Source organism: Desulfosporosinus hippei DSM 8344 (assembly GCF_900100785.1).
Classification (GTDB): domain Bacteria; phylum Bacillota; class Desulfitobacteriia; order Desulfitobacteriales; family Desulfitobacteriaceae; genus Desulfosporosinus; species Desulfosporosinus hippei.
Genome location: NZ_FNCP01000011.1, coordinates 1 through 12,518, shown reverse-complemented (window position 1 = coordinate 12,518; position 12,518 = coordinate 1). Strand labels below are relative to the sequence as shown.

Below are 12,518 nucleotides of genomic sequence, written 5' to 3'. Positions count from 1 at the left end.
GCTATTAAGGCAATATCAATTTAGCCCACGTCCTAATATTCGAGGCGTGGGCTATTTGAGTATCTTTTAAGAGTTGAACCTTAAGAGTTTTATTAAACAGCTTCCTAATTCATGATCAGCTAATTTTAACGAGAAAAAATCCTGGTCAAGAACGGCCCCCACTCCTGCCGGTGTGCCAGTAAAAATAATATCCCCTTGGTCAAGTCCCAGATTTTGGGTCGTATACTCTACAACAGTCTGTAAGTCAAAAATCATATTTTTAATATTTCCACGTTGTACTTCTTCTCCATTCCTTTCCAAAGAAAAGTCAACCTCCATCAACGCTTTCAGACCTAGGAAAGGGTGCCAAGAGCTAAGTACTGCGGAATTCCTAAAGCCTTTGGCAATGACCCAGGGATAACCTTTCTTTTTCAGCTCAGACTGTACATCACGCAATGTAAAATCAATACCCACCGCTATTTTGTCCACTAGATCTTCAAGTCTAATTCCCGGCTCATACCTTCTGTTAATATGGAATACAAGTTCAACTTCATATTGAAGTTCCCCCCTATCTCCAGGAAGTATTATTTCACTTCCATTAGCCTCAACTAGAGAATGGGTTGGCTTAGTAAACAATAGCGGAACTTGAGGAAGTGGATTGTTAAGTTCTTTAGCATGTTCAATATAATTGCGACCAACACAAATTATGTTTTTTATTTCTTGCATACCTGCCTCCTACTGTGTTTTTAACACTAATTACGAACTTTAGACAAAAGCTGGGCTCTTTTGTTAGACTTAGCCTGTTCATAAGCTGCCTTAGTGGAAGCTATTACATCAGTAGGGAGATTATTTGCCTCTAATTCGGCCTGCAGCGCATTAAGAGTACTATAAAATTGGTTGTCCACGTTAGCCTCAAGCATAGTCCCCGCCTGGATATATTTTTGAGCCAATGCAGACCGATTTAGAGTACCTGCCTTGCGGAGTTGTTCGTATTCCTTAGCTGCAGCAGTATACAAGGTATCTAAGCGACCCAAGGCTACATTTTGCAAATTGTTAAACTTGGGTTGATACTTACTGATTACTTGCTCTTTAGTTATTTCTTTGTCTAAGATCCCTTGGTTACCATCGGCTGCAGTATCACTTATTGCATTTCCTTGCTGCACCTTCTCTGTTGCAAGTTCCGAACTTGGAGCATCACCCGCTAAATTCATACCATTAGTTTGTTGTTCATTTGAAGCACTTGAATTTACATCTGTAATTTCATCATTGAAGGATTTAAAAAAGTCTTCTCCAAATTGATTGTTAAGTTGTTGTTGAATTTCAGGGTCAGACTTAAAGAAATTATTATATCCCCAGACACCTACCCCAGCGAGTAGTAAAAGCATTATACTTATAATTATTATAATCTTCTTTCTCATAACATCTCCTTTTCCTATTGCTTACCATAGTAAAGTTATCTGAGCCACATTACTTCTAATATCGACGGCCATTACTATTTTGGTTTCAAAATCATTATAGCAGGTTTTTGTGCTCTACTCATATTTTTTCAAGTGAGTTTATGTGCTGATATCTAAGTCACAAAAAACCACCCTTGAGCAATCCTAATGGATTCTAAGGATGGTTTTTGTTTATCAATGCCTTTAGCCTTCGGAACCACAAAAACAAATTTGCACTTCTTCTGCCAAATCATCTGTAATATTTCCTTCATTAATTACTGCATGGCTAAAATCCGGCGCCCCATTTGCGAAAATTGCCTCGAAAGTATCTTTATTGTTTATCATTATGTTCGTAACCGCACAGATTATTTCAGAGACAGAATTCAGTCTTTCTATCCATTGAAAGCAATAAAAATGAGTAACTGGATGACGCAATCCATCCTTTGCAGGAGTAGAGAACCATACTGTGTAACTATATCCTTCGTAGGACTCATCTTTGCAGCGATTAAATACAGCCGTGTCAGGAATGGAAATTTTATTTCTACCCAATTTTATAGCTACATTATGAGCAACTTCAGTTTTTTGAACTGTAGCCGTCTTTTGATTAACATTTTTCTTAAGCAAATCAATGATCGAAGCATCAGCTAAAGTGCTGGTATCCCCCATTGCCCTACCTTCAGCGATATCCTTTAACAATCTCCTCATAATCTTTCCGCTTCGGGTCTTCGGCAATTCATCTGTTAAAAAAACATCATCAGGCCGTGCTAATGAACCAATCTTCAAGACTACATGGGCCTTAAGTTCAGCAATTAAACTGTCGTGAACTACTATACCTTCTTTGAGACTTACAAAAGCAAAAACTGCTTGACCTTTAACGGCGTGAGTTCTACCGACACAAGCGGCTTCTGCTACCGCAGGATGATCAACTAACGCCCCTTCGACTTCCGCCGTTCCAATCCGATGTCCCGAGACATTAATAACATCATCCACACGTCCTATTACCCAGAAATACCCATCCTCATCCCATTTGGCTTCATCCCCGGTGAAATACATACCAGCATACTGTCCCCAATAGGTGTCTTCGTAACGTTTATCATCACCATAGACAGTTTTGAGCATTGCCGGCCAAGGCTCACAAACTACTAAATATCCACTATCACCTTTTTCTACGGGTTTTCCTTGATGATCCACAATTCCCATCTTGACCCCAGGAAAAGGGACAGCGCAGGAGCCCGCCTTTAGAGGTGTAACCTCAGGTATAGGGGTAATCATAATCATCCCTGTCTCAGTTTGCCACCAAGTATCCACTATAGGACAACGTTCTTTTCCGATATGTTTGTGATACCACATCCAAGCATCAGGATTAATGGGTTCTCCCACAGAGCCTAAAAGTCGCAGACTGGAAATATCCCGACCCATTGGGTATTTTTCTCCCCATTTCATAAACGTACGAATCGCAGTGGGCGCTGTGTAAAGTATAGTAACCTTATATTTCTCAACAATCTCCCAATACCGATCTTTATCAGGATAATCCGGCGCACCTTCGTACAATAAAATAGTTGCGCCATTGGCTAATGGGCCATATACCAAATAACTATGTCCTGTTATCCAGCCAACATCCGCTGTGCACCAATATACATCTTCATCCTTGAGATCAAATACCCATTCATGAGTTGTTGAGACCCCGACCATGTAACCCCCAACACTATGGACAATACCTTTAGGTTTGCCCGTTGTTCCACTGGTGTAAAGAATGAATAGCATATCGTCTGCATCCATTTCCTCTGCCGGACAAACTATTGGTATATTCTTGACAACTTCATGATACCAAATATCACGGCCTTCTTGCATAGCAACTGACTGGCCGGTTCTTTGAACAACAATTACTTTTTCCACACAAGTAACGGTTTTTAGCGCTTGATCTACATTTTCTTTGAGAGGAATTATATTCCCTCGCCGATAACTGCCATCTGATGTGACGATAACCTTGGACTGAGCATCCAAAACCCGATCTTTTAATGCTTCGTAACTAAATCCACCAAATACAACAATATGAGGGGCACCAATCCTAGCACATGCAAGCATCGCAATCACAGTCTCAGGGATCATAGGCATATATATTGTCACACGATCCCCTTTTTCTACTCCGTAGGATTTAAGAACATTCGCAAAGCGAGATACCTCACGGTGGAGATCTTGATATGTTAGAACTCGGTAGTCTCCCAACTCTCCTTCAAAAATTAGTGCAGCTTTATTACGACGTGCTCCGTTAAGGTGCCGGTCTAAACAATTATAAGCAGCATTTAATTTCCCACCTGCATACCACTTGGCAAAAGGATTATTCCATTCAAGAACTTTATCCCAGGGTTTAAACCAGTCCAAACGGTTTCCCTGGTCGCCCCAAAACTTTGTCCGATCTTGCCCAAGGTCGAAAATTTCAGGGTTTCGAATAACCATGTCAACAATCCTCCTATCAAAAATTCCCTATGACGACAGGCCGGCCTAACAAAATCAAATATATAGGGTTACTGTTTTATGTAGTGAAACCCTGTTTCATAATTGTAGCAAAGTTCAATAGCTTTAATTGCTTCTTTAACTTTAGTTCGAATCTCAACCGAATCTCCTCTTTGACCTTCTTTTCTAATATCTTTCGTTTCCGTTGAAGGAATGTTTCCGATAGAGCTCTGCTTTTTTGCTTTTTCAATAGTCACTGATCTGACCTCCGTATATATATTTGTATTGTTTTGCATCGTGAAACTGTGTTTTACATATTGAAAACAACATTTGCATTTTTCCTTATACTACTTTAAGATTAATCAAAAGGATATTTCTATTTTTAATACATCCCCCCTATAACTTGCACGTATTTTCACTTGACTAAAGATAAGTACCTATAACAACTTGAAACTTCTTTATTTCAACCATATATGAATACTAACACACTTTACTGAATATTTCAATGATTTTTTTATATTTTTTTCTTTTGATTACATAATTAAATTAAGACCAAGGTGCTTAGATTGCTGAACACCTTGGTTTAACGTCACTAATTCTTACGGCGACTTTCAATTTGCAGAATAGCCTTCCTAGCTTTTTCTCTTATACTTACTGATTCTCCATAATCTTCAGATACTCTGGAAAGATACTCAATCGTTGAGCTATCTCCTACTTCTCCTAGGGCTTGCACTGCCAATTCTCTTACCCCAACAACAGGATCTTTCAACAATTGAAGCAATGAAACAGTTGCTAATCCATTTCCCATCTGTGACAAAGCGTCACAAGCTCTCCCTCTAATTAAGCTATCATTATCACCTAAACACCTTATTAGCAGATCAAAGGCCTTAGGAAGCTGGGCGAAGGCCTTTATTAGATGAATATCAACCCTTCTACTTACCTTTTGATAGATATTACTTAGCATCTCAAACCCTTGCTCATTATTAAATTCAGTGACAACCCAGTCGATTAAATGGATTAGAACAGCTTCGTTTTGACCTAATAAAATTCCTTTGGCTAATTCCAGATCCTCAATTTCAACAGCTCTCTTTAGCTGCTCGCCAAGTTTCGGTAGTAAGAAACCTGCGATTATTTGAGCACTTTTCTCACTTAGTGCCAGCTTTCCGGCTTTGTTCTTTTGAATATAGTGCAAGGATATCAGTCCATCAATGACACACGAGAAAAGGTTAACTCTTTGGTCACCTCCTGAAGCCCCAATCCCTGACCCCCACATTCCTGCAGCCTCGCTCATTGCTGATATTAAAGACTGCTCATCCAATCGTCCTTCATGGGTATGAATTATCTCTAATAGAGTTACCAAATCGGGAACCATCAGTGGCATTCCCAGATCCCAAATTACTTGTTCCAGAATCAGACGTTCTTTATATAAGGGCTCTCCAGAGACCGCAGTCTGGAATTGATAAAGGAAACTTAATTGTTCGAATCCATAATCTCTTAGTTCTGCATTCTGCTTACATTCCAGGAGACTAGCCCTAGTACTTGCCATAAATGCTTTCAGTCTTTTTAATCTTAGAATTAATAAATCCAGATAATCTAAAGGATAACCTGTTCTCTCGGCTATATTAGGCAATGATTCCCCACCAATCCACAGACGAAAGATTCGTCTCCAGGGTTCCTTCGGATCGGTTATTTGTGGCCGCTTGATGATTTTTTGCGCAGGCACTAGTAAGTCTTTCGCCAAATCCTCTACAACAGCAGAAGGATTGGCAAACTGATTTTTTAGTTTCCACTGAATAATCTCGGCATAGGTCGAATTTGTAAGCAAGTCTGCATTGCAACAAAAACAGTGAATAAGATCTGGAATGATAGTTTCATTAATATATTTAAGTGCAAGTGGACTTCTTGGCCCACCCCACTCCTCAAGTAGTACAGCAGTGAGGCTTTCTGCCAAGCTGGACAAATCATTTTGGGTCCAGCCCCAATTCCTTAGCTCTGTCACGATTCATCACCTTCGTTTTGACAATGTTTATTTTCTTGGTTTTCCCCCGCCTTTAATCCCATTTTCCATCCTATTTCCAACGCTTTGATGTTTTGCTCAGTGGTACCTTTTGGAGCTCGATGCTTAACTGACTGTAAAACATTATCCATAGATAGGTAACCACTTATTGAGGCCACAACTCCCAGGGCTAATACATTAGCGCTTTGTTCAGAGCCAAAATGGGCTCGGGCAGCCTTAGTTATGGGCAACGAATAAAAGTTTTTACTTCTCGGCTTGACCTCTGTTACTTGAGTATCATCGACAATCAGAATAGCCTCTTCGTCTAAATGTAAGCCATATTTTTTGTAGGCTTCCTGACTAAGGGTTAGGACGAAGTTTGGTCTCTCAACTTTAGGGTAATAAATGTCCTCATCCCCGATAATAACTTCAGCCCGACTAGCACCTCCCCGAGCTTCAGGACCATAGCTTTGACTCTGAGCAACATTTTGTCCAGCATAAATTCCCGCCTCAGCTAACATTATTGCAGCTAAAATCAGTCCCTGTCCGCCTGTTCCGGTCAATAAAAATTTTTGCATTGCCATCAGCGACTGACCTCCTTTAGCCTCTGTCGTAATTTGTCATATTCCTTTGTATACTCAGGTGCCTGGCTGCTAAAAATTTCGCCAATCTGAAAGTCATCCTCATGTCCAATTCGTTGCCCAGCTTTGTAAGCATGCTCTTTTTGCCACAGCAGCATATCCGCCGGGGTTTTAAACTTATTTCGCCGACCATAGGATACAGGACACTGGGAAATTGCCTCTACCAGAGAAAACCCAGGATTATTGTAGGCATCTATTACGAGTTTAGTAAGGAGTTGATTATGAAAGGCAGTGGCTCTAGCCCCATATGTAGCTCCAGCTGCTTTAGCCAACTCTAGCACCTGGAAAGGTCTCTCAAGGTTACCGAAAGGAGAGGTCGTTCCTCGTTTGTCATGCGGGGTTAGTGGCGAAGTCTGCCCACCAGTCATACCATATATACTATTATTAATCACTATTGCTGTCAGATCAATATTGCGTCTAGAGGCATGAATCAAATGATTTCCACCAATAGCTGTCGAATCACCATCGCCCATGATAACGAAAACATCCAGTTCCGGGCGAGCCGCTTTAATTCCTGTGGCAAAGGGCAGTGCTCTACCGTGTGTCGTATGGATTGTATTAAAGTCCAAATATCCCGGCATTCGTGAAGAACAGCCAATTCCAGAGACAAAGATCACCTTGTTTTGATCAAGCTGCAGCGTTTTAATAGCTCGCACAATTGCAGCTGTGATCGTCCCTATTCCACACCCAGGGCACCAGATATGAGGTAAGGTATCAGTTCTAAAATACTGTGCGATATCATTAAACATTACATACCCCCCCAATCTTATCTAGAACTTCTTTGGGAGTTATTAATTCTCCATCTATGCGATTTAACCGTTCCACAGCTTTATTGCCAAAGATTCTTTCGATTTCGCCAGCTAACTGTCCGGTATTCATTTCTACCACCAGAAATTTGCGACCAACATACTTCTCTAACTGCTTTTGCGGAAAAGGCCAAATCGTTATTGGTCGAAAGAGCCCAACTTTCAAACCACGTCCACGAGCTATATGAAGGGCCTCCATAGCTGAACGAGCACTACATCCGTAAGCTATTAAAATCAAGTCCGCATCTTCTAGTTGCACTTCCTCAACCATTTGAATCCGATCTAAGTATGGATTTAGCTTTTGCGTTAAGCGTTGCATAAAAGATTTGGTCACTTCCGGATTTCCGCTTGACAAGCCTTTCTGATTATGTGTCAATCCAGTTACATGGTAACGATAACCATCACCGAAGTTAGCCATTGCTGGGATCATGCTGTCATCGTTTTCGTAAGGAAGATACTCTCCTGGTGGTACATCAGGCTTTTTACGATTTACGATTGTCAACTGATCAGGTAAAACTACCTTTTCTCGCAAGTGACCAATTACTTCGTCCATCAGTAAAATTACTGGGATCCGATATTCCTCTGCCAAATTAAAGGCAATTACTGTTAGCACATAACACTCTTGTACAGTGGAAGGGGTTATGGCAATTATCGGGTGATCTCCATGAGTACCCCATCGAGCCTGCATAACATCAGCTTGGGCGGGTGAAGTTGGTAATCCCGTACTTGGTCCTCCTCTTTGTACATTGACCACGACACATGGAACTTCCGTAGCTACAGCATAACCTAAGTTTTCCTGCATCAATGAAAAACCTGGTCCACTCGTCGCTGTAAGCGCTTTAAGCCCTGTCAAGGACGCTCCAATAATTGCTGCCATACTTCCAATTTCATCTTCCATTTGGATAAAGCTCCCACCAACTAAGGGCAACCTTTCTGCCATCTTTTCAGCTATTTCTGTAGAGGGTGTAATGGGATATCCGGCATAGAAAAGAACCCCCGCTGCCAGAGCTCCTTCCGCTACAGCTTCATTTCCTTGCATTAGCTTTGGATTACTCATCTTTAGTCACCTCTATATTGATAGCAAAGTCTGGGCAGAGTTTTTCACAAATCTTACATGCTATGCATTGGTCTGGCCTGACAACCACAACCCTTCCTAGTTCATTACTTTCCAGAACTTTTTTGGGACAAAAGGCTATACATATTCCGCATTTCTTGCACCAATCCTCATTAACAATTACCCTAGTATCATGAATTGCTGTAACCAATGTCTTCCCATCTCCCTAATATCCAAAGTCATTTTGTGAAAGAAGGACAAGTACGTTGTTTTCTCACTGCTTTAACTATGAAGAAACAACGCACTTGTCCCCAGGTCCCAGGGTTTAGGCGATTACTCTTATTCATTTGTTCGCCAGATGTCTTAATTTTCCTCCCATCAATCCAAAATCTTTTGAAGATTCGCTAATTTACTAAAGATCTTTCCTGTTTATCAACAACTCCTACACTTTATATTATGAATAAAATGCAAAAATAGGCTCAACAGCCCTAATAACTGTTAAACCTATTCCTAGTAGTTTCGACTCTCGTCGGGTCTTCTCTTCTTACCTGACTGAATCAAAGGGTCTTTTGCGGTCACTTAAATACATTTGGCACTTTTCTAAAAACGATAAAATACTTTTTTCCTCACTTGTTTTTTTTTCCAGGGTCATGTTTCCTCTCCCTAATCTATCACATAATCCAAGTAGGGCAACTTCATCAACGGAAATCTCGGAAGCCATTCTTCGAATATCAGCAAATGGCAAACTCTTCGTAACAAAGAGTATCTGCATGTGCCACCTGACCATTTTGGAAACCTTATTGATAAATTTCTCATCCTTCGTGAACTCTTTAAGGAATTTTACTGCAAGCCCCTCTCCCAATTTGTCGTGGTCATACGAGGTAATTCTCCCCTTCGTCATCTTCGTTGCTGATGCTTTTCCCAAATCATGAAGTAACGCTGACCACATAAGAACCTTTGGGTCTAGGCTGAGCTGTTTTCTTTCCCCAGCATTATCCAGAACTAACATTGTATGATTCCACACACTCCCTTCAGGATGATGTTTGGGCGATTGAGGTACTTTCTTTAAGTCGCTCAGTAACGTGAAGGGGTATTCTATAAATAATTCCGTATTGCTTAATTCATTAATATAGGCTGATGGTTTAAGGTCATTCATTAAATGGTCATCAATTTCAGGAAATATTTTCATTTTAGTTACTCCAGTTTAACGATTCTTTTAATCTATGCTTTCCAACTTTATTAATTTAATGCTTGTATTCAACATTGTTTTCAACTTGTCCACTAAACCCAAACCAGTTCGTCATTATATACTCTTGCTAATTTAAGCATATATTTTCCCTTCACATATACAATAACTAATAAGCACTATCACCTAAAATGGAGGTGACTAATATTACGAATAAATCTATGAGTATCTTAGCAACATTTAATTCATTTTCCATTGATTACACCGAAAAGTTGTCCTTTATCACCACGTTGAAAGAACTAACATATAGGAAGAAAGTCCTCTTCACTTGCATTGGTTCCGACCGGGCAACTGGTGACTGTTTGGGGCCACTGGTTGGAACAAATCTAAAGCGACTGGGTTATACGGTATTAGGAACACTTGACGAACCTCTTCACGCCCAAAATTTAATTAAAGATCTAGAAAAAGCAATGGCAATAAATAACCCAGATATTGTCGTTGCCATCGATGCCTGTCTTGGTAAATATGATGAAATCGGTAAAATATCCTTATCCAACTCCCCTTTATCCCCAGGAGCAGCTTTAAACAAGAGTTTACCAACTGTAGGTGATATCTCGATCCTCGGAATTGTCAATATGGGTGGCTTCCTCGAGCTTCAGGTTCTGCAATGCACTCGTCTTCATACAGTAATGAAGCTAGCCACTGACATGACACATTTAATCTGGCGTGCAGTACCTGTTTCCCAAGAGAGACAAGTTCGAACAGCAACTCGCAATCAATGCTCCTAAAAATTCGGAGTAGGATTAATGACTTTCTGAATAAACAGTTCAACAAGCACCGGATCAAACTGCGTCCCCGCATTTTTCTTCAACTCTTCGATGGCCACTTTATTCGATAAAGCATCTCTATAGCTTCTTGAACTTGTCATAGCATCATAGGCATCAGCAATGGCTATGATCCTTGGCTGAAGAGGCAGCTCCTCTCTTTTTAACCCTTTTGGATAACCTAATCCATCCCACCTTTCATGGTGGGCTAAGACGTATTCCGCAATTTCAGCCATTCCATTGGCTGTGCTTAAAATTCGGTAACCGATTTCAGGATGACGTTTAACTTCTTCCCATTCGTCAAAGCTTAGTTTTTCCGGCTTATTAAGGATATTTTCGTCAATTGCGATTTTGCCAATATCATGGAGCAAACCCACATTTTTTAACTCTTGAACTTCTCCATCTAATAGGCAAAGCGCTTCCCCCATCTTTTGACAAAGCTCTGAAACCCGGTAGGAATGCTGTTCTTCCCTAGTATTTTTTTCATGAAGAGTTCTAATAATCGTCTGAATGGTTTTTCCTCGAATACTCGGCCCTTCAAACAGCTTTTTCTTGTACATATAATCTTCGGCTCTTTTTAATATCTCTAGAATATCTTTTTCTTCACTATTTTTAGTTTCATAACCAAAAGATATTGATATTTCGACAGTACCAACACGTTTCTTTTTGGCTAATTCATTTATTCGTTTAAGGATTTTCTCCGTTTCCACAGTATCCGTATTAGGTAGCAGAAGGACAAACTCATCTCCACCCAATCTAGCAATGATATCTCCTTTTCTGCAGCCTTCACTTAGAACCTCTGCAACATGTTTAAGAAGTTCATCCCCGTAAGCATGACCAAAGGAATCATTAATTAATTTAAGTCCATTGACATCCCCCATTACAAGGGTCAATGGATAATTACCAGGAACATCAAGACGTTTTAGCTCTTCTTCAAAAAAGCGCCGGTTATATAAGCCTGTTAATTGGTCATGCAGACTTAAATAAACAATTTTCTCTTCAGCAAACTTTCTATCGGTAATATCTTGAATGATTCCAATTAACCGATATGCCTTATGATTCTCATCCAACTCAAATTTGCCCAGTTCATGCACCCAACATTCTGCTCCATCGTTAATTCTGATAATTTTATAGACAAAATCAAAACCTTGATGAGCTCTTGCAGCCTGCAAAAAATAGTTTGATACCTTGGAACGCCATTCGGGATGAACAATCTTCATCCAACTTTCCTCCGTGTGGGGATAGGTGTCGTCAATCCCAAAAACCTCACAAAGCTCAGGCGAACAAAGCCAATCTCTTTTTTTGATATCTGCAACGTAACTTCCCAAATGTGCTACTCTTTGGGATTCGTGTAATAAAGAATTCTGCTGTTCCAGAACACTATTAAGCATATCCAACTGACAAGTACGCATTTTCACCGTGTCTTCAAGCCCATCATTTAAATTCCGTATTTCTTCCTCAATAATCTCTCGCTTGACAATCTCCTCCTCGAGCAAGGCATTACTCTCTTCCAACTCACTATTTAGCTCTTCCAGCTGGGCAGTTCTTTGCTGGACTCGATTTTCCAGCTCAGTATTCAAGGTTCTAATCTCAGCCTCCACTTGTTTTCGGGCTATAAGAGCCTCGGTCAATTCGCTGGTTCTTTGTCTAACCATTCTTTGTAGAGTCCTGTTCCAAAGGAATAACAACATGGCAACTACTAGAATTGTTCCTCCGATTGATACTATGATTTTTAATAGTGGATGTTCATACAGATTCAAATTCTTTGATCCAAACCACTGTTCATCAATCGCTTTATATTCACTCTCAGAAATCTTAGCAAATCCTTTATTAATTGTCGTCAACATTTCCTTGTTGTCCTTTTTAACGGCTCTATAAAAATTACTCGTATATAGGGAAGAATTCGTGTAATTAAAATCATCCTGAATCCCCATTTTATACAAGTAATAGAGTGCAGGGGGCTTTCCCATCACGAACACTACAAGTTTGTGCTCTTTTGCTGCCTGTACAACAGCTTCAGCAGTATCATATTCTTCAATGTCGGTTATTGTGAATGGTAAAATAAACTGATCGGTTTTCGGACAGGAAAACGGATCGGAATTTGGCCACAAACTGATCGCTTTCATCTTGAAATAATACAAC

General features: G+C 40.2%; 12 protein-coding genes. 1 reads left to right on the top strand and 11 read right to left on the bottom strand.

Annotation, left to right across the window (positions count from 1 at the left end; genetic code table 11):
- Window positions 1–66: 66 nt before the first annotated feature.
- From BLS16_RS10865 to BLS16_RS10820, 10 genes are all read right to left on the bottom strand, one after another.
- Entirely contained in the window at window positions 67–705 is a 639-nt protein-coding gene (locus tag BLS16_RS10865; RefSeq protein ID WP_092333113.1) for a fumarylacetoacetate hydrolase family protein, read from the bottom strand.
- A 26-nt stretch (window positions 706–731) separates the two neighbouring features.
- Complete coding sequence (locus tag BLS16_RS10860) at window positions 732–1,397, bottom strand: hypothetical protein (RefSeq protein WP_092333112.1); 666 nt, start codon at window positions 1,395–1,397, stop codon at window positions 732–734.
- A gap of 222 nt (window positions 1,398–1,619) precedes the next feature.
- Window positions 1,620–3,872 (bottom strand): acetate--CoA ligase, encoded by a 2,253-nt coding sequence (gene acs, locus BLS16_RS10855; RefSeq protein WP_092333111.1) that lies wholly within the window; start codon window positions 3,870–3,872, stop codon window positions 1,620–1,622.
- Between the two features lie 68 nt (window positions 3,873–3,940).
- The gene (locus BLS16_RS10850) at window positions 3,941–4,126 is read right to left on the bottom strand and encodes a hypothetical protein (protein ID WP_092333110.1); all 186 of its coding nucleotides are present in this window, start codon (window positions 4,124–4,126) and stop codon (window positions 3,941–3,943) included.
- Between the two features lie 335 nt (window positions 4,127–4,461).
- Window positions 4,462–5,868 (bottom strand): HEAT repeat domain-containing protein, encoded by a 1,407-nt coding sequence (locus BLS16_RS10845; protein WP_092333109.1) that lies wholly within the window; start codon window positions 5,866–5,868, stop codon window positions 4,462–4,464.
- Entirely contained in the window at window positions 5,865–6,449 is a 585-nt protein-coding gene (locus BLS16_RS10840) for a 2-oxoacid:acceptor oxidoreductase family protein (protein ID WP_092333108.1), read from the bottom strand. Before BLS16_RS10840 ends, BLS16_RS10845 begins: the two co-directional genes overlap by 4 nt.
- Window positions 6,449–7,255: a 2-oxoacid:ferredoxin oxidoreductase subunit beta gene (locus tag BLS16_RS10835; protein ID WP_092333107.1), complete on the bottom strand. Its 807-nt coding sequence runs from the start codon at window positions 7,253–7,255 to the stop codon at window positions 6,449–6,451. The genes BLS16_RS10840 and BLS16_RS10835 overlap by 1 nt, the downstream gene beginning before the upstream one ends.
- On the bottom strand, window positions 7,248–8,369 hold the full coding sequence (locus BLS16_RS10830) for a 2-oxoacid:acceptor oxidoreductase subunit alpha (protein ID WP_092333106.1): 1,122 nt from the start codon (window positions 8,367–8,369) through the stop codon (window positions 7,248–7,250). Before BLS16_RS10830 ends, BLS16_RS10835 begins: the two co-directional genes overlap by 8 nt.
- Window positions 8,362–8,577, bottom strand: a complete 216-nt coding sequence (locus tag BLS16_RS10825) for a 4Fe-4S dicluster domain-containing protein (protein ID WP_034601146.1) — start codon at window positions 8,575–8,577, stop codon at window positions 8,362–8,364. Before BLS16_RS10825 ends, BLS16_RS10830 begins: the two co-directional genes overlap by 8 nt.
- Window positions 8,578–8,910: 333 nt before the next feature.
- A complete protein-coding gene (locus BLS16_RS10820) occupies window positions 8,911–9,555 on the bottom strand; it encodes an HDIG domain-containing metalloprotein (RefSeq protein ID WP_092333105.1) in 645 nt (214 codons plus the stop codon).
- A gap of 218 nt (window positions 9,556–9,773) precedes the next feature.
- On the opposite strand from BLS16_RS10820, the gene yyaC reads away from it, so the two are divergent.
- The gene (gene yyaC, locus BLS16_RS10815) at window positions 9,774–10,340 is read left to right on the top strand and encodes a spore protease YyaC (protein ID WP_242876259.1); all 567 of its coding nucleotides are present in this window, start codon (window positions 9,774–9,776) and stop codon (window positions 10,338–10,340) included.
- Here the strand turns inward: yyaC and BLS16_RS10810 are convergent.
- Window positions 10,337–12,518: diguanylate cyclase (locus BLS16_RS10810; protein WP_242876258.1), on the bottom strand; the 2,182-nt coding region annotated here is incomplete at its 5' end. The two genes, yyaC and BLS16_RS10810, sit on opposite strands and share 4 nt — an antisense overlap.